This is a genomic window from Rossellomorea sp. SC111 (genome assembly GCF_024733565.1).
Taxonomy (GTDB): domain Bacteria; phylum Bacillota; class Bacilli; order Bacillales; family Bacillaceae_B; genus Rossellomorea.
Window position 1 is genome coordinate 160,228 of sequence record NZ_JANIOC010000003.1, and the last position, 19,237, is coordinate 179,464.

The 19,237-nt window shown below is 45.0% G+C and carries 16 protein-coding genes; 4 read left to right on the forward strand and 12 right to left on the reverse strand.

Annotation, left to right across the window (positions count from 1 at the left end; genetic code table 11):
- The first annotated feature begins 132 nt into the window (after positions 1-132).
- On the forward strand, positions 133-1,221 hold the full coding sequence (locus tag NQ095_RS04870; protein WP_258262358.1) for a GGDEF domain-containing protein: 1,089 nt from the start codon (positions 133-135) through the stop codon (positions 1,219-1,221).
- 149 nt (positions 1,222-1,370) lie between these two features.
- Here NQ095_RS04870 and NQ095_RS04875 read toward each other — a convergent pair whose 3' ends face one another.
- From NQ095_RS04875 to NQ095_RS04910, 8 genes are all read right to left on the reverse strand, one after another.
- Positions 1,371-2,597 (reverse strand): aspartate kinase, encoded by a 1,227-nt coding sequence (locus NQ095_RS04875; RefSeq protein WP_258262359.1) that lies wholly within the window; start codon positions 2,595-2,597, stop codon positions 1,371-1,373.
- A gap of 37 nt (positions 2,598-2,634) precedes the next feature.
- On the reverse strand, positions 2,635-4,455 hold the full coding sequence (locus tag NQ095_RS04880) for an IucA/IucC family protein (RefSeq protein ID WP_258262360.1): 1,821 nt from the start codon (positions 4,453-4,455) through the stop codon (positions 2,635-2,637).
- A gap of 38 nt (positions 4,456-4,493) precedes the next feature.
- Entirely contained in the window at positions 4,494-5,840 is a 1,347-nt protein-coding gene (locus NQ095_RS04885) for a lysine N(6)-hydroxylase/L-ornithine N(5)-oxygenase family protein (RefSeq protein WP_258262493.1), read from the reverse strand.
- On the reverse strand, positions 5,815-6,369 hold the full coding sequence (locus NQ095_RS04890) for a GNAT family N-acetyltransferase (protein WP_258262494.1): 555 nt from the start codon (positions 6,367-6,369) through the stop codon (positions 5,815-5,817). Before NQ095_RS04890 ends, NQ095_RS04885 begins: the two co-directional genes overlap by 26 nt.
- Positions 6,370-6,391: 22 nt before the next feature.
- Positions 6,392-8,185 (reverse strand): IucA/IucC family protein, encoded by a 1,794-nt coding sequence (locus NQ095_RS04895; RefSeq protein ID WP_258262361.1) that lies wholly within the window; start codon positions 8,183-8,185, stop codon positions 6,392-6,394.
- Positions 8,182-9,711 (reverse strand): pyridoxal phosphate-dependent decarboxylase family protein, encoded by a 1,530-nt coding sequence (locus tag NQ095_RS04900; RefSeq protein ID WP_258262362.1) that lies wholly within the window; start codon positions 9,709-9,711, stop codon positions 8,182-8,184. Before NQ095_RS04900 ends, NQ095_RS04895 begins: the two co-directional genes overlap by 4 nt.
- Before the next feature lie 4 nt (positions 9,712-9,715).
- The gene (locus tag NQ095_RS04905; protein ID WP_375162809.1) at positions 9,716-11,065 is read right to left on the reverse strand and encodes an aspartate aminotransferase family protein; all 1,350 of its coding nucleotides are present in this window, start codon (positions 11,063-11,065) and stop codon (positions 9,716-9,718) included.
- A 378-nt stretch (positions 11,066-11,443) separates the two neighbouring features.
- Positions 11,444-12,388, reverse strand: coding sequence for an arginine deiminase family protein (locus NQ095_RS04910; protein ID WP_258262364.1), 945 nt, complete (start codon positions 12,386-12,388; stop codon positions 11,444-11,446).
- A gap of 127 nt (positions 12,389-12,515) precedes the next feature.
- Here NQ095_RS04910 and NQ095_RS04915 point away from each other — a divergent pair, with 127 nt between their 5' ends.
- Positions 12,516-13,826, forward strand: a complete 1,311-nt coding sequence (locus tag NQ095_RS04915; protein WP_258262365.1) for an amino acid permease — start codon at positions 12,516-12,518, stop codon at positions 13,824-13,826.
- A gap of 4 nt (positions 13,827-13,830) precedes the next feature.
- Here NQ095_RS04915 and NQ095_RS04920 read toward each other — a convergent pair whose 3' ends face one another.
- Both NQ095_RS04920 and NQ095_RS04925 read right to left on the reverse strand, forming a co-directional pair.
- Positions 13,831-14,568, reverse strand: a complete 738-nt coding sequence (locus NQ095_RS04920) for a YqcI/YcgG family protein (RefSeq protein WP_258262366.1) — start codon at positions 14,566-14,568, stop codon at positions 13,831-13,833.
- Positions 14,569-14,630: 62 nt separating this feature from the next.
- Positions 14,631-15,260, reverse strand: coding sequence for a LysE family translocator (locus NQ095_RS04925; RefSeq protein ID WP_258262367.1), 630 nt, complete (start codon positions 15,258-15,260; stop codon positions 14,631-14,633).
- Positions 15,261-15,400: 140 nt separating this feature from the next.
- Here NQ095_RS04925 and NQ095_RS04930 point away from each other — a divergent pair, with 140 nt between their 5' ends.
- Both NQ095_RS04930 and NQ095_RS04935 read left to right on the forward strand, forming a co-directional pair.
- Positions 15,401-16,039: a spore coat protein gene (locus NQ095_RS04930; protein WP_375162810.1), complete on the forward strand. Its 639-nt coding sequence runs from the start codon at positions 15,401-15,403 to the stop codon at positions 16,037-16,039.
- Positions 16,040-16,161: 122 nt separating this feature from the next.
- Positions 16,162-16,656, forward strand: a complete 495-nt coding sequence (locus NQ095_RS04935; RefSeq protein ID WP_258262368.1) for a L,D-transpeptidase family protein — start codon at positions 16,162-16,164, stop codon at positions 16,654-16,656.
- 39 nt (positions 16,657-16,695) lie between these two features.
- Here the strand turns inward: NQ095_RS04935 and NQ095_RS04940 are convergent, their stop codons facing one another.
- Positions 16,696-17,892 carry an aspartate kinase gene (locus tag NQ095_RS04940; RefSeq protein ID WP_258262369.1) on the reverse strand — a complete coding sequence of 399 codons (1,197 nt, stop codon included), beginning with the start codon at positions 17,890-17,892 and terminating at the stop codon, positions 16,696-16,698.
- Positions 17,893-17,936: 44 nt separating this feature from the next.
- Complete coding sequence (locus NQ095_RS04945; protein WP_258262370.1) at positions 17,937-19,187, reverse strand: homoserine dehydrogenase; 1,251 nt, start codon at positions 19,185-19,187, stop codon at positions 17,937-17,939.
- Positions 19,188-19,237: the final 50 nt, after the last annotated feature.

Here is a 19,237-nt window from a genome sequence, read left to right on the forward strand (position 1 = left end):
CGTCCAATCCGGACGGCTTTTTGTATTGTTATAAGAAGCTCAGAAAAATCTTAACCACCAGACCCGGCAATCCGATATAATGAATATAGGTAATATGTCATGGTACCTATCCATTATGAAGGAGGGATGATCATGTTGGAGCAATTATTCATCAACATATGTATCTTTACATCCTTTTTATACTTTGCGGGGATTGTGTTGAGGAATTCACGGGAAATACCGATTCCGATGACCCTATTGATAGGGATCTTCTCCGGGGTTCTTGGATTGATTCTCATGAACTTTACCATTCCTTTGAATCATAATAGTATAATGGACCTTAGACATTTAGCAATCGTTACCACGGCCGTATATATCGGTTGGATTCCTGCCCTTCTGTCAGCCTCCATTATCACAATCGGCAGAACAATCATGTTTGGTGTCACTCATGAGGCGATTGTAGCTGCTCTCGGGATGTTGGTCATTGGAATTTCCTGCAGTCTATTAAGCTGCCTTCCTTCCCGGAGGCTAGTAAAGATCCAGATTATGAACATGTTCAGCCTGATGATCATATTTTTCTCTTTACAGCACAATATCGGGTTTCCGGATACATTGAAAATTATTCCCTATCATGCAATCACTTCGCTCCTGGTCGGCTTTATCGCTTATTTTATTGCAGAGCAGATCAAACGTTCAAATGAGCAATATCATCTATTAAAACAGAACGCGACAAAGGATTTCCTCACCAGTCTTAATAATGTCCGTCAATTCGACGCAAGTTACAATCAAGCTTTGAGGCATGCTCAGGAAAGAGACGAGAAACTTTCCTTACTGCTCATCGATATCGATCACTTTAAGATTGTTAATGATACGTTCGGTCATCCGGCAGGTGATGAAGTGTTAAAAGAACTCGGAAAGGTATTGACCCACCATTCCAGATCTTTCGACATCGTATCCAGGAATGGTGGGGAAGAATTCAGTATTCTCTTGCTCGACTGCCCTCATAGCCATGGGATGGTGATTGCCGAAAGACTTCGGGAAGCGGTGGAACGACATCCCTTTATGATTACAGATGACAAGTCGATTAACATTACAATTTCCATCGGAGTATCCACTTATCCGGATACAGTTTCCCCTTCCGGAGAAGAAATTTTTGAACAAGCGGATAAAGCTCTCTACCTGGCAAAACGTACAGGTCGAAATAAAGTTTGCGATTTCAACATGGTTCAAGCCATTCACTAATAGCACAACAGGATTCAACATCTTTTCCCAGGAAATGATGTTGAATCCTGTCCTATATACGCGAAAAGGGAAAAGACACGCATCTTTTTCCCCTTTGTTGTCTTTATAAAGCGGAGTCTTTCCTATTTTCCATCACTACTTCTTCTTATTCACACTGTAGCCTTCAATATGTCCTCATAATCCAATCCAAATCCCGTATGCAAGCTCTCTACAGCCTTTTGTATATGACTCTTCTCAATCACTGCCGTTACGCTTATGGAAGATTCACCTATCAGTTTCACTCTCACTGCGTTTTCCAGTAGCATTTTGCACATTCCTATCTTAATCTCAGGCTGGGATTTCATATTCTGACCGATTACCGACACCTTTGACAGGCTGCTTCTTTGTTCGATGCGGGAGTATTTCCATCTGTCTTTCTCTTTCCTTAAGACGAATAATATCTCTTGAAGGTCTTGTTCCTTGATTAATAAGGACAAGATGTTTCGGCAACTTTGTGTATAGACATCCGCCTGAATGTGACGAGTGGCCAGCTCACGCATAATTGCTTCCCGGGATCCTTCAACATCTTCACACTCAAACATTTCTACTCTATTAATATCCTTTTCAAATGTGACACCGATCACAGGGCTTGATTCAATCTGCTTTACCTTTCCATGAATGAGGGTTCCCCCGACATTTTCAAAACTTGATTTTATATAAAGAGGAATTCCGAATTTCTTTGCATGTTTAACCGCTCTTGGATGAAGAACACCGGCTCCCATGACAGCCAGATTCAGCATATCCTCATACGAAAGGGAATTGATCTTCGATGCTTTCGGAACAAATCTGGGATCAGAGGTGTATACTCCGTCAACATCCGTATAAATATCACACCGATCTGCCTTTAATGTTGAAGCAAGGGCCGCTGCCGTGATATCGGAACCCCCTCTTCCCAAGGTAGAAATGTCCCCATCTTCCGTTACTCCTTGAAATCCTGCCACTACAACCACTTTTCCATGATCCATTTCGTTCCTAATACGCTTTGTGTCAATCTCTTGAATATGGGCATTTCCTAGAACGGAATCTGTTTGAATGCCTGCCTGCCATCCAGTGAAGGAAATTGCCTCTACCCCTCGTTGCTGCAGAGCCATGGCAAGGAGGGAGATCGTTACTTGTTCCCCTGTTGAAAGGAGCATATCCATCTCTCTCTTACTTGGTTTCGTTGTGATCTCACTCACTAACTTTACAAGAGTATCAGTGGTTTTCCCCATTGCAGAAACCACAACAACGACGTCATGACCTTTGTTCTTTTCCTGTATGACTCTGTCCGCCATTCGGTTTATTCTCTCGGTAGAACCAACAGAGGTTCCACCGAATTTCTGAACAATTGTACTCAAGTGATGATCCTTCTTTCTATTTGGGAGTTAAAGATGATCAGATTAACCCAACAGTCCGGTTTATTTTATATAAAGCCAATGCGTTTGTTACTTTCCCGAATTCAGAAGCGTGAGGACGGTCATCGTCATCAGAGTATCCGTAATCCACCATTCGGTTCCGGTTCAGGCATAATTTCGTAAGCTCTGGCTTAAAGAAATCAAATAGCTTGAAACGTTCTTGTAATTGCGGGAATCTCTTCTGATAGTTAAGTATTGAGTCAGCAAGAAGACTCCAGAAGGTTTCTTCTTCCATCATTTGATTGTTCTTTAACAAGTTGCTCAAGTATCTCAAATGACAAATAAAGAGGCCAGTGAAGATAAACTGTGTAAGCCCTTCAGGCGGCTCCGTTCGAAGGACCGCTTTAAACTCAGATGACAGCCCTTGCAGCTCCGGAAAATCCTGGTCTGAAATATTAACGTCATCAACAAAGTCTTTAATCGCTAAACGGTGAGGCTTCGCACCCTTCAACACGACAATCGTATTTTGGCCATGGGGAGAGAATACCGTTCCGTATTGGTAAAGGTAATGAAGGAGAGGATCCATGACGACTTTGAAAAATTGCTTCATCCATTCTTCTGGGCTGAGACCTGACTGTTCAATCAAACTCTCAACATACGGTTTATTGTCATGATCTTCATACAATAAGGCAGCCAGTGTAATCGCTTGTTCCCCGTCTTCTAAATACGTATAGATGCTTTCCCTCCATATGGTTCCAAGCATCTCCAAGTATTGATAAGGTGCCTGTTTTAATTGTGTATAGTAGCGGTGATGTACATTCATACTGGCATTTTCCCCTGGCAGGATGACCCGGCATTCATCTTTTAAAAATGGATCCTTTTCAGCCATTCCCTTAATGAACTCTGTCACCTTAGGAGCAATCACGGTTCGTTCAGATGGCAGTCCCCGATAAACCAGCGTGTTCAAAATACTCATCGGAAGCTTCACATGATGCTTATCTTTGTTCGTTGTATTTACAAATGTGCGGATCGACTGCTGAGGGAGGTAGCGGTCTTCCCCCTCTCCCAAGGGAATGATGCGACCCATGGCCAGCTCCTCGGGGAAATTCTGAATGAGTGTGTTTTTCCATTGCCACTCGTGCACCGGCAAGAAATAGTATTCCGATGGTTCGCTTCCATTTTGTTTGACGATCTTGTCAAAACGGATTCGGTCTTCCTCACTTAGTTCACCGGCAATCAACGTTTCATAATCCAATCCACCCACAGATTGAAACGATGCAAGCTCCTTATGTACGGCTATCCAGGAAAGCTGTATCTCTTTCTGTTGTTCAGGCGCAAAGGAAAGGTAATCGTCATATCCGAACCCGATTCTCCCTTTGTTATATGTAATCCAAGGGTGTCCTGTCATATAGCCTTCGAGGGTGGCATAGTCCTCATGAATCAGTTCGTCCGATGTTTTCGTTTCTTTTTCAAGAAGATGGGCATCTGCTATTAACGTACTGTTCATTTCCTTGATTAAATGCCCTGCCGTCTCAGATGACATCCCGATGACACCTTGAAGGTCGACCAATAGCTCTATTGCACTATCGGCTTCCTTTCTTCCTCCATTTTCAACGATATATACCGTCGTCCACTTCACATCGAAACTATCAAACAATCGTTTTTGTGCGATGTAGTGATAGTGCTTGGAACCTGTGACCTGAAGGGAATATTCAATATCTTCCCCTTTTTCCGAGAGGATTTCAGGTCGGATCATCTCTTCATACATATATTCAGACAGCATTTTGCCTATCAATTTCTTGTTTACTTTCGTCCAGCTATCATTCTTAAAAACACGTTGAATTTCTTCATTGAATAACATATTATCCCTTCTTTCACATAGTCTATGTTTTCTTTGCATCAGAGAGGAACCGGAATGGACGCCGCTTTTGTTCCAAAGGTTTGAAACACATTTTTGTTCTGAACCGGAAATACTTCTCTCCCTGTAATGGTATTGATGATGACCGCATTACGGTGTGCACCGAGTCCAAGGTCAGGTGCCCCCACTCCATGAGTATGCATTTCACCGTTCTGTACAAAGATTTCACCCGGACCTTCCACATAGGTTTCCAATCGATAATCTTCTTTCACTTTGTATCTGTCATATTCATCCCATGCAATCCACTCTTTCATTTTTGAAAGGAATCCCGGGAATGCAGGCTTGTAGCCAGTACCAAGAATGATGACATCTGCCTTATCAATGAAATGTTCATCCTTGATCCGGTGATAGCCATGCAGTTCAAACCCTGTTTCATTTTTTCTGATTCCGACGATCTCTGTCATGGCCTGTAAGGAGATGTCCGGAACCTCTCTTCCTACGGATCGTTCATATAAATAATCATATATATCGGCGATCGTCTCTGAACTGATGCCTTTATAAAGAAGATCCTGTTCCTTTAGGAGCTGATCCTTCTTTTCCTGTGGAAGCTGATAAAAGAACCGGGTATAGTCAGGTGAAAAATACTCAAGGCCCAGTTTTGAATATTCCATCGGGAAGAATCCCTTTGAACGTGTATACCATTGCAGTGAAAACCCTTGACTTTCCTGTTCTTTGGCTACATCGAGAAACACTTCGGCTGCACTTTGGCCGGATCCGATCACAGCAACCGTTTCAGCTTGTGCACATATCTCCTTATTGGATAAATAATCGGCACTGTGAAAGACGGTTTTGCCCAGCATTCCCTGAAAGGCTTCAGGTACAGAAGGAACAGAACCAATTCCGAGTACGAGATGTTTCGTGAACATCGTTTCCGTTTGTTGAAGGGAATCATTCCATACGGTGACTTCATATACACTTTCCCCACCCCCCAATTGGACCGGGATGACACTTTGGACATCCATCCCGAACCGGCATGTTGTGAGCTGCTCACTCACCCATTGGCAATAATGGTTATATTCTTTGCGCGGGATATGAAATTTTTCCAGAAAGTAAAAGTGATATAAGCGGTTATGAGCCTCCAGGTATCGGAGAAAACTGTAATCACTTCGTACATCTGCCATACTGACTAAATCCGCAAAGAACGGCACTTGTAAGGTCGTTCCGTCAATCAGCATGCCCGGATGCCAATTGAAGGCTTTCTTCTTTTCCAAAAATACGCTTTTCACTTCGGGTACCGAATCCAATAAGGCAGCTAACCCCAGATTAAACGGACCCAATCCGATCCCGATGACGTCATATAATTCATTTGATCTGTTCGTGAAGTCCATCATTCAGCCACCTCTTTTCAAATTCGCTTCTCTCACAAAACATGAGCAGTCCGGTTTTGTCGGGGAGAGTAATCGGCTTAACGGGTTTAAAACCGCATTTCTCAAATACATGGATCATTTTGTCATTTCGGATATCCGGCTCCGCTACGATTTTAGTCGTCTTCTTTTCTTGGAACTGATACGAAACCATCGCTCGTAATAATGGCAGGGAAAGTCCTTTACCAAGATACTCCCTCTCCCCGATTAACAGATGCACTCCCTGATCGAATGGAGCAGGAGTGTACGTTTCCTCCACCACGTCGCCTTTTACCCAATAAGCCTCCCAGTAACTCATCGCCACACCGTCAAGATACCCTGCGTACAGGGTTTGATGTGAATCGGACAAAGCTTTTATCAAATGGTCTTGGAACTTTTCAAATGGAATATTTAAATTCCAGAATGGGTGGACGTGTTCCTCCATCATCCATTTGTGAATAAGCTCCGCGTCCCGGTCAAAATCAATCTTCTTAAATTGAATCTTCTTTTGAATTCCTTGATCATACACTTCGTAGTTATAGGACATGATGGATTTCCACCTCTTTGGCAAGTGGGTTTTTCACCATCGTGTAGACCGATTGAGCTTCCATTGGACCGACCAGTTCATCCATGTCATAGAATCGGGTTAATAGATTCGCTTTACACGGAAGGACCGGTTGATATAATAAACTGCTCAGTAGATTGGAATCTTCCCCCCACTGCTGTTCATGGTACTCCAGACGTTCCTTTACAAGATTCATAAGTTTTTCTTCGTCGATGAGACCACTTGCCCCAAAACCATTGATCAGTCCGAATAAATGGTTAAAGAAGAAGTAATAGCGCAATCGTTCCTCTGCCACTTCATCGGCACAAATGGTGTCGCTTACCTGATTTAATTCTGGAAGGAATTCTTTTAGTTTTTCTACTTTGGATTCGCTATAATAGTATCCCTGATTATCCCTGTAATAGAAGGTTTCAGGGTAACCGTTCCTCAGCTGGATCACCGAGTTTTGCTGATGGGCTTCCAGAGCGATCCCGTACGTGTGGAACAACCAGATCATCGGATCCAGCGTCAGGGATAAGTATCGACTGAACCAATCCTGGCTTACTTCTTCCAGACTTCTATTCTCTCTTTGCGCTATCCCTTTAATGATGGAATGTATTCTGGCCATTCCCCCATAAGCATGGTCCTGGCATAGGGCTGCGATCAAGCTGGTCCCGCGACTGTTTTCATAGAAAGGATTTTCCCTGATGACAAGCTCAAACCCGGAAACTTCTTCTTTCAGGTCCAGGTTTAAATAAGCAGGATCCTGGATGACCTTAAAGTGTGGGAACTCTTTGTTAAGACTTTTTCCCACTTCCGTTTCTAGTAATTTCGAAACCTCTACTCCCCTTGCCAGTTCCTTCTTTTGGTTGATGCGAAGAGAGTTTGTGATTTTGACAGGTACGGAGAATTTATACATATATCGCGATTCTTTGCTATAGACCGTTCTAAATGATGACGTAGCCGTGAAGCGCTTCCCTAATGGACCGATGTATTCCAGTCGCTCTTCTTCCATCAGGTCTTGTACGTTCACCTTTTCCAATAATGTCTTCACTTGAAGGGGGTGTACAGGAAGCAGGACGCGTTCACCCTCTTCCAGCAGCTTCTGTAACCATAACTGATCTACATCAGAATCTTCCTTTAACTCTTCAAAAATGATGGAAGCTGCAGATTTGTCGGCACTTGAATCCTGTTCTACCAAGGATATGTCTGCACTGAAGTAATGAAGCTGAAATTCTCCTTTATATTCAGGAGAATACAAATGGTCTTCTTGTTCCGTCAGGCCTTGTTTACTTTTCGGGGTTGGATGAAGCATATGTCCGAATAGAAGGGACTGCTCAGCATCGATGTAGTCAAATTCTTCATCCGTAAGTGCCTCGTTGTCCTGTACCCGACTTTCAACATAGCTTTTTATACTTCGACAGCTTAAGATCACTCTTAAGAGCAGTTCGTCCTCTGCACCACTTTGACTCTTATCAAGTAAGAACTCTTTTACCACTAGTGTTGTAAGGGTAATGTAGTCGAGTGGTTTCAATTCGCTTTCCCCTACCCGGTAATAAAGTGGGAAACCGATTAGATGACGATCCGTAAGAGACCAATATTTCACTGGTATAATCAATTCAATCTGCTGCAAAACCAAATGAGATACGATGACTTTCTCAAACTGCCCAAGTGACGGATCATTGTCGGAGCGGCTCTCTTCAGTGTAGTTCCCCGTTTCTCTTAAATAGCAATTCAGAAAGCTTTGCATCGTTGCATGTTCAGCAATTTCCTTAGAATTTTTCAATGTATGACCCCTCCATTTACTAATTCATTTCCGATCTCTTCAATCTCGTGTAGAAGGGAATGAATATCTTCCGGCTTTGTTCTTGGATTCAATAACGTCAATTTCAAGAAGGTTTGACCCTTTATCACTGTTTTCGCAATAACCCCTTTCCCCTTATATAGCAGGGTTTGCTGGATCGTCCGGTTCAAATGATTGAGATCGAGATCATTTCCTTCCATCCTTTTCGGCTGATAGCGAAAGATGACTGTATTGATTTCCGGCTCAGGGTTTTGTATCACAATGTCCTTTAACTCTTCCATATAAGAAGCTGTGTATCTGGAGAGCTTCACCGTTTCATCGATCATGCTGCCAAAAAGGTCGGTCCCCAGTGTCTTTAATGACAGATACAGTTTCAACGCATCGAATCTTCTCGTTGTTTGAACCGACTTATTCACCAGGTTCAAGATGCCCTCTTCATCGTCTTTGACGGGATTCAAGTAATCAGCATGATAGGATAGATAACGGAAATTGACCTCATCCTTAACGAGGAAGGCTCCGCAACTGATCGGCTGGTAAAATAATTTGTGAAAATCTACCGTGATGGAGTCGGCGTTCCCCAACCCTTTCAGTTTGTCTGTATGAGAATGACTCAGCATCAGTCCACCGCCGTATGCGGCATCGATATGGAACCACAGTCCCTGCCGACGGGCGATTTCTGCCAGTTGCTCCATTGGGTCGATACTTCCAAAATCGGTGGTCCCACACGTAGCAACAAGGGCAAAGGGCAATAAGTCCCCCTGATCAAGCTCTTGTAGTGTTTCATTCACTTCCCGGACGCTCATCCGATGATGTTCATCGGTCTTAACCGTCACAACCGCTTGTTCTCCCAATCCCAATTGGGAAGCCGCTTTCTTCACAGTGAAATGGGCCTCTTCTGAACAAAGAATCCTTAATCTGTTAAAGCCTTCTGGTAAACCATCCCGTTGTACGTTATGGTTCCATTTCGAATGACAGAAGGCATCGCGTGCCAACAGGAGTCCCATATAGTTGGACTGTGTTCCACCACTTGTAAAGACTCCGCCGGATGATGCCGGAAGCTTTATTTTTTCCGTCAACCACTTCACCATTTCCGCTTCCACATAGGTGGCAGCTGGACTCTGATCCCAGGAATCCATCGATTGATTGAGCGTTCCGATGATCAATTCCGCCGCCACCCCTGGAAGAAGGGGAGGGCAATGTAAATGAGCCATGCTCTTTTGATGGGAAATGTGGAGACTGTTTTTCAATATAGGTCCATTAATTTCATCCAGGACACCTTCAAACGATTTTCCTTCAGGAGTGAAGGTCATGATCGGTTTGATTTCTTCTTCTATTGCTTCTGGCATTTTCCCGACAAAGGGCTGCCCCGTGCCTTCATATAGATTTTGCAGCTTCTTACTTACTCCATCGATCAGTTCATGAAATACCTGGATACTCTCTTCCCCTTGATGAAGGAAGAAGGAATCAACATTTTGATTAGTATCTCTATCGATTGTCTTCACTTTCATGACTTTACTCCGTAAGAGAAGCTACTAAAGCTTCTCTGAAAATCGAAACCACTTCATCGACTTGCTCTTCTGTGATGATCAATGGCGGAAGGAAACGGACCACTGCCCCATGTCTTCCCCCTACCTCCAGGATCAATCCCCGTTTGAAGCATTCACGCTGGATTCCACTCGCAACTTCAGGGTTAGCCGGCTTGCTACCGACCGCTGAACTTGTCTTAGCAGAATCAATGATCTCCACTCCTACCATCAGTCCTCTGCCTCTTACATCACCTATCTCCGGAAATTCTTGTTGAAGCTTTTGCAAAGAGTGAAGAAGTCTTTCTCCCATTTCCCCTGCATGGTCGACCAAGCGATTCTCCTTAATGAATTTCAATGTTGCAGTCCCTGCTGCCATGGCCAGTTGATTTCCTCTGAATGTGCCGATATGTGCCCCCGGTTCCCAGGCATCCAGGTCACGATCATAGATTACGACGGATAGGGGGAGACTTCCTCCGATCGCTTTGGAAAGGACAAACACATCCGGTACGATCCCTGCATGCTCAAAGGAAAATAGTTCCCCAGTGCGTCCGATTCCCGTCTGTACTTCATCGATGATGAGTGGAATTCCCCGCTCACTAGTGATTCTTCTCATTTCCCGGATCCATTCGATCGGTGCCGGTATGGAGCCACCTTCACCTTGGACCGTTTCAAAAATCATGGCAGCCGGTGGTAATATTCCACTCTCTGGATCATCAAGTAGATTCTCGATGTATTGACTGCTGATGCGATGACTCTCCTCTCCCCCTACTCCAAATGGGCAGCGATATGTATATGGATAAGGTAAAAAGTGAGTATCAGGCATCAGTCCCTGTACGTTCTTTTTTGGGCCCAGATTTCCGCTGATCGCCATCGTTCCGTGAGTGGCACCATGGTATCCGCCTTGAAACGTAAGAATACTTTGTCTCCCGGTTGCTGTCTTCACTAATTTCAACGCAGCTTCAATCGCATCGCCGCCTGTCGGTCCACAAAATTGGATCTTCGCACGATTACGAAATGCTTCCGGCAACGAGGAGAATAATTCATTTACAAATTCCTCTTTCACAGGCGTCGTAATATCTAATGTATGTAATGGCCGCTTATCACGGATCACTTGCTCCATTGCCTCAATGACCACCGGATGATTGTGACCCAGCGCTAATGTTCCCGCTCCCGCTAAGCAATCCAAATATTTATTCCCTTCCATGTCCGTGACATAGATTCCCTCTGCTTCACTGATTGCCAGTGGAATTCTTCTCGGATAGGATCTCGCATTGGACTCGCGTCTTTCTTGTTGGTCCAGTAATTCTCTATTTGAAATGGCACTTTGTACTTTCATAATCAAATCTTCCTTTCGTGATAGATTGGCTTTTGCTTCCAACGTCATCTTAATTGATAATGATTATCAATGTCAATAGTGATTGATAACTATTCTCAATTAATTATATTCTCTGCAGATACTTTGGATGAATCTCTTTCGTTTCGGCTCATCGTCCCGCCGTTCCTGGCGTTGAAAGGGGATTTACTCGCCTTAAAAATAAAATCAACTGCATTACACTTTTTTGTACGACCACCACAATCAGTCATAAAGACTCACTCTGTAATACAGGACAAAAGTTTTATTTACAGCACTTCTTATTGAGAATTCATTTTAGTGAAACACAAAAAAAAACCGGAGAATAGTCTCCGGTTTATCATTTCATTCAATTAAAATCGTTCATCCTCTTTCAAATGGCAGCGTCATGCACCGGATCCCGCCCCCGCCTTTTTCAAGTTCACTCACATCCACTTCAACCAGTTTCTTACCTTTTAAAAACGGATGATCATTCAATATCTTCTTATTGGCCTTCGTGCTGATCAACAGGGTTTCCGGGTCCAGATTCAGAAAATTGATATCCGCGACCGTATGCTTTACCTCATCCGTCCATAATACGTCGAAGCCGTGACGTTTGATAAACTCCTCCATCATCACATACCGTCCCCCATTATCAGAGACGATTTGAACAGGGAACAGCCTCATATAGCTTTTGGCAATGAGGAGATTTTCCCCGGCAACATTGCAATTCATGTCCAAATGCATCGTTTCACCCGTCCTGGGTAAGTCGATGATCCCGATTTCCGTAAATCCAGCCTGAAAAATTTTCCCCTTCAATGCTTCAATGCTTTCGATGCTCGATCTAAGGCCCGTATTAATGAATACGGTATCCCTGTTCAACACAAACACATCCCCATTTTCCAATGCCTTTACCCGGTTATTATCCTGAATGCAAAACGTCATCTCATCAAACCAGGATTGAAATAATTCATGACTGTGAATATATTCAGGTGCTCTCATCGTAGTGCCGGCATCACCCGGGATCACCGTTTTCCCGTAGACACATGCCAGATCCCTTACAAAAACACGGTTGATGAGCTGTTGATTCAAGTCCTTAACTTCATCTTTAAGGTGTTTGGAGTAATCGATGACCTTTACACCTGCATCTTCCATGGCACGCATCATCTCTTCATGGTTTTCCTTCGCTTTCTCCTGGTTTACCGGTTTCTCCCACCCTACATAATCCGCCGTTCTTTGATCGGGTACATCCACTGATGAAGGCGGGCATACCATCACCGTCTTTAATTCTCCATGTTCGTTCCAGCAATTTGGATGAATCTTTTCCATCAGCCTGCCTCCTCGATATCAATTCCTCTTACTTTCTCCTTTCTCATGAAAAATCATTCCGTTTCCAATCACATAATTCATGAGCCGGAACAACACAATATGAAGGATAAAGGTCAGGTGAAATGATATGAGCAAATGTACGAAACAGACTAATCTAACGTGGTGGCAGCTCTCTTTCATCGGAGTGGGCTGCATCATCGGAACCGGGTATTTCCTTGGGTCTGCCATACCGATTCAAAGAGCGGGTTCCTCGGTTCTCATTGCCTACTTAGTGGCCGGTATCGGCACGTGGATGGTTTTCCAGGCACTGGCCAAACTAACGGCACATCACCCGGAAAAGGGTTCATTCCGGACATATGCTAAACAAGCATATGGTTCCTGGGCAGGGTTCAGTAACGGATGGGTGTATTGGTCTGCAGAAATGTTGATCATGGGAAGTCAATTAACCGCACTCGCCCTCTTCGCCCAATTTTGGTTCCCACAAATCCCGCTTTGGATATTCACGGGCGGATTTGCCCTTCTCGGTTTAGTGATCATCCTGATGGGAGTCCGAAAAGTAGAACAAATGGAGAATGTTTTCGGAGTGATGAAAGCTGCTGCCATCATCATGTTTATTATCATTGCAAGTGCCGCCATGTTTGGCTGGCTTGGGGGTGGGAGTTCGGTTCGGGTCCTTCAATCTCCCATAAAGGAAGTTCTCCCACATGATGGCAAAGGCTTATGGCTCGCCCTTCTTTTTGCCTTCTATGGATTCGGGGGGATTGAAGTGATGGGTCTGATGGCCAAGGAACTGAAGGATCCAAAGGAAGCCCCGAAATCAGGGAATATCATGCTTTTGATTTTGACGATCCTTTATATTCTTTCCTTTTATCTCGTATTAAAGCTGGTACCTGCAAACAGGATCGACCCAAATGAAAGCCCATTTCTGACAGCCCTTGACCAATACAGCATTCCGTGGGTCCCCCACATATTCAATGCCATTCTGATCATTGCCGGATTTTCTACCATGGTCGCTTCTTTATACGCCGTCACCACGATGCTCGTGGCTCTGGCCGAGGAAGGCGATGCTCCCGGGATTTTTGCCAGAAAGGGGAGAATGGCCGTCCCGCTTCCCGCCTTTGGGTTGACCACTTTGGTTGTTGCACTATCCATTGTCGTTGCCATGCTCCTTCCGGATAAGCTCTTTGAATATATTACTACCGCTGCAGGGCTGATGCTTCTGTACACATGGCTTTTCATCCTGGCTTCCTTTCACAAACTCATGAGCCAAACAGCCTGGGACCTGATTCGAACGATCATTGCCCTGCTTCTCATTCTGTTTGCCATCAGCGGTACTCTTCTTGATGGAGTGAGCCGTGTCGGCTTCTTTGTCAGTCTGGGATTCATCCTCTTGATTGCTGTAGCTGCCTTCATAAAAGAAAAAAAAGTTAAAGCTTGATGCCTTAACTCTTGATTTTCTTATGCATGTGTGAAAAGGGGCATTTGCTCATGGAAGAATCATCGTCGCTGAGATAATACTGCTTCCACTCGTAATTGTCTTCCTGTCCGTACCATTTCAAGCTGGGATGAGGATCGACACCGTCATATTCAACGAGCCGTTTTCGAATGACCTTCTTTAATTTCTGACCAAATGCTGTGGACGAATTGATTTCATCAAATACCCACCGGGGCTGGAAGGCGAGGAGAAAATATGGAAAATGACGACTCTTTCGGATAATATGAGCTGGTGTCGCGCAGAAGGCAAAATAAGGTTCCCCGTCAAAACAAAACTCCCATGTGTGGTCATGGGGATCCTTTCCGATATCAACCGGCCAAGGCTTATCATCCAGCTCGTGTACCCGATTCAATAAGTCCCAGAAAATGTGTTGATACGATTCAACGGAACCTGCGATTTCATCTGATTGAAAAAACACAACAAGTGATGCATACTTCCCTGTATCCCTTGAAATACCTCCGTATTCCTTTAATAAAGAGACCAGCATATCCGTCGCTTCATCCTTTCTCGGATCTCCTGCAAAACCGAAGCGCAATGTATCTGTTAGATAGCCTTGTTTACCCGGTACGCACGGGTATGGATGCTCTTCATCACACATCAGTTCCGAGAAGTGTGTATAGGCAGATTGCTGCCAGGGAGTAAGCTCTTCCACATGTTGATCAATCCAACCTTTTGTATATATCATGGCCGATCCCTCCTAAAGATTACACATCTATCCTATTAGGAGGGCGCCAATTGGGTGTCTGTCTAACCAAATAATATGCGACAGGCCTCTACGCCGAAATAAATGCCAAACCCCATCAGAACGGTACCCGATATGATGGAAATGATCCTCAGGATGAGGGGACTCACCAGTTTCCTTGCCCCCGTCGCAACAAAAGCCATCGTCACATCCCAAAGGGTTATTCCCAGAAATATTCCCAAACTATACAAGAAAAGCTGCGAGGATTCATATGCTCTGGACGTCTGTGCGAGAATCGATCCATAGATTCCAAGCCAGAATAAGATGCTTAACGGATTCGAAATCGCCATAAAGAAACCCGTCCGGAACGCTTTTCCTTTCGACTCATTCTGCGATGGATGTGAGGAAGATGTGAGGGTACCCGACTTTTGGATGCTTTCGATTCCCGTATACGTCAATATTATAAAACCAAAGATCCATAAACATAGTTTTATCAACGGTGTATCAATGAATTGAGCCAATCCAAAATAAATAAGGAGCATGAAGATGGCGTCTGCCGCCATCCCCCCGACTCCAACAAGCCAGGCATGAAAGAAACCGAATCGGAGCCCCTTGTCCAATTGGGCGGCGTTGATCGGTCCCATAGGTGCAGACAGGGATAACCCTAAGACGATATAGCTAAAAAATATACTCATATTCAAACCACCTTCGAGTTGACTTCTCCCTATTGTATTCGGACATGCCAGGAAGTATTAGACCAACCCCGACTTAGTCATACATAATTTTATTTTTCGGGGTTATTCTAATCATCGAAACCATTAGAGGAGGAATATATATGAATAACCAAGGTCAATCAAACGGGATGCCGCAACCTGGCGCGAAGATGCCGCCGAATATGATGAACACCCAAAGCCAAGACCACGGAGGTCACGAGCTCTTTGATGCCCATGAAGTCATCGCTGGGATCATCAGCATGCTCGACCAATATCAAATGTATGATCAGCACATTCAGGACCCGGAATTGAAAGATATGGTCAAGCGCCAGACCGACTTCGTGACGACCATGTACAATACCATTGTAGGAAGCTTCTCGACCGGACAAGACCCTGTAGTCCCGACACAACAATACCAAATGACCCAAAACCATACGACCACTTATGGTATCAAACCCGGAGCACCAAAAAAACCGAATCAATCCGTGCAGGAGCTTTCCGATAAAGGCTTGTCCGCTTATATGCTGGGACAGACGAAATCCCTGGCCACACTCCTTGCCATGACGGCTCTCGAGATGACAAATCCCGTGCTTCGCCGTGTTGTTGCAGACAGTGTACCGAATTTCATTGAAATGAGTTATGAAATTTTCCTTTACCAAAATAAGCACGGGTATTATCAGGTTCCCCAACTGAATGCACAGGATATGACCCTCATGCTGCAGAGCTATACAACTGTCCCGCAGCAAAACCTACCTCAATGATCTGGACTCTAATGCCCGCACCTTCATGGATGCGGGCTTTTTTGGGGTTAGCTCATTGAACCACTTTCCGCCTCATACATAGAATAGAATGATAAGAAAGTGAAAAAGGAGGTTTGGTCCCATTGATCCACACCGTAAAGACAGGAGAAACTCTTAATCAGATATCAAGGGATTTCAGGACCCCCCTGGCTGACATCCTGAAGGCTAATCCCGGTATCGACCCGGATCAACTATACCCGGGACAGACGATCAACATCCCAGGAATCCCCGATACAACGGGAAATCCCTACAGAATTCAAGTGTCTGTTAACAACCGGACTCTTCGACTATTCAAAGATGGGGTCCAAGTGAAAGAATACCCCATTGCAGTCGGAAGGGTCCTGTTCGAAACGCCTATCGGGGAATTCATCATCATCAATAAAGCACCGAATCCCGGGGGGCCCTTTGGCACGATGTGGATGAGCTTATCCAACGAAAGCTATGGGATCCACGGAACAAATAACCCTGCCTCCATAGGGAAAGCGGTATCCAAAGGGTGTATCAGGATGAATAACAAAGACGTGGAAGAGCTCTCAAAAATCGTACCGGTCGGGACTCCGGTATCGATCACCCCATAAAGAAAGAAGTGTATAGAGCGAACTATACACTTCTTCCCTTTATAAAATCGCCCTTTTTGATTCAATATAATCCAACCCAAAGTGCATATGAAGGATTCTTGCGGCCTTTTCAACATCAGAGCGATCGACAATGGTGCTTAAGCCCACTGACGATTCCCACACCGAAACCTTCCCTATATGGTAATCATGAAATACATTCGTCACCTTTTCTTTTACTTCCCCTGAAGACTGGATGCTTCCAATCACACATACCTTCGATAAATCTTCCCTTATGTCAAAAGTAGAGTAAGCCTGGCTATACTGACTGACGATTTTTTTTACCAGGGGAACATCCTGATCTTTTATGATCAGGGCCAGGTCTTGTCGATGCTTGATCCTTTCTGTTTCAATATGGTGAGAATCAAGATCGTAGAGAATCAAGGATTCCCCTCCATCGGAGCCATGGATCGTAAGGACAGAGATTTCTTCCTGGAGGGCAACTCCTACGATGGCATCATTTCTTTGGACTTTCCCGCTGATGACGGTTCCCCGCCCCTCTTTTAAACTGGAACGGACAATCAAAGGTACTCCGTGTTCCTTTGCATGTTTAATCGCTCTCGGATGCAGGACATTGGCTCCCATCGTGGCAAACCGGAGCATGTCAGTATAGGATAGGCCGTCGATTTTGGCAGCCCGTGGAACCACTCTCGGGTCGGAAGTATACACCCCGTCCACGTCCGTATAAATGTCGCACCGATCCGCATTCAGGGCTGAAGCCAGTGCAGCAGCCGACGTATCGGATCCGCCCCTGCCCAGAGTGGTGAGCTCCCCTTCTTCGGTTACACCTTGAAAACCTGCCACCACCACGATTTTCCCATTGGATAACTCCTCTTTTATCCTTCCTGTATCAATGGAAGTGATCTTTGCATTGCCGAACACTGCATCGGTCCGGATCCCCGCCTGCCGACCTGTCAGGCTCACGGCTTTCATCCCTCTATGCTCGAGGGCCATCGTCAGAAGGGAGATCGTGACCTGCTCACCAGTTGCGAGGAGCATATCCATCTCTCTTTTACCGGGATAATCAGAAAGTTCCCCTGCCAGTTTAACAAGGGTATCCGTCGTATTGGCCATCGCCGATACGACTACCACGACGTCATTCCCCTTTTCTTTTTCCTTCACAATATGACCTGCCACCCGCTTCATTCGATCCGTAGAACCTACAGAGGTCCCACCAAATTTCTGAACAATGATACTCAAGTGATCCCCCTACTTTCTATCAGATTTCGCTTTTTCTAAAGCGGTCATGAAACAACCATTCCTTCCTGCACTTCATTTTCAAGAGGTATTTCGTTTAAGATCGATACAGCCTGAATGTGTTCATGTGAGTGAAGAAGGGATTGGAGGTCTTCTTTTCTTCCTTCGACAAAGACGTAAAGGTATTTTCCAAGCTGAATGCGGTCCTTTAAGGTGAACTTGGTAATCCAGCTTTGATACTCCTCTTTTTCCTGGAACCGCAGGACCCATTGCTTGATGCTTTCTTCTTGCGTATCTTCCCTCTTCTCCGTCTTTTCGGGAGAGACGGTATATTTCCCCTCTATCAGGGAGAGAAAATCCTCCACCATGGCGCTTCCAGTCGGATATTTCCCCGCTCCGGGACCCAGCAGTGTGATTCTCCCTACCAGACTCCCTTTAAGGGATATCGCGTTTTCCACGTCCTCCACCCCGTAAAACGGATGGGTGTCATGGACAAGGATCGGCTCTACCCCTCCCCTGATGCGATTGTATCCGTCCAGTTCCAGAGACCCCACATGCTTAAATCGCAATCTGAAGGACTCGGCCGCCTGCAGCCATTCTGCCGTCAAGTGTGTAATTCCTTTCCGCCTGATATCCTTCCAGTCCGGCTGCCTGCCAAAGGCGGTCTGACTTAAAATCAGCAGCTTATAAAATGCATCATATCCTTCTATGTCGCTCGTTGGATCCGCTTCGGCATATCCCTTCTCTTGAGACTGCTTTAGTGCCGTTTCAAAGGAAAGTCCCCGTTTCCTCATTTGAGATAGAATGAAGTTGGAGGTCCCATTCAATATGCCTTGAATGCTTGTGATTTCATTTACCTTCAAGAGCTGACGGATGGTGCCGATGACCGGGATCCCCCCGGCTGTGGTCGCTTCGAAACCAAGGGATACCCCATTAATTAATGCCTTCTTCAAAAGGTCGGGACCGAATTTTGCAAACATGGCTTTATTGGCCGTTATGACGTGAATCCCCTTCTCGATTGCTTGTGTTACATACGTATAAGTCGGTTCTTCTCCCACTATGGCTTCAAAAACCACGTGAAGGTCAGGGATGTCGAGAATGTCTTTATATTCTGTCGTGACCAAAATGGACGGGTCGATTTCCCTTTGCTTAGTGGGATCCTTGATGAGGATGGCCCTTACCTTCACCTCTTTACCGAGTACTTCTTTCAATCTCTCCTGATGAGTATCAATGGCTTCACAGACCCCTTGACCAACTGTTCCAAAGCCCAGAAGCGCTACATTTATCGCTGACATCATTCAGCCTCCTTTTTCCGGATTTACATACACGTACGATTCCTGTCTGAAGG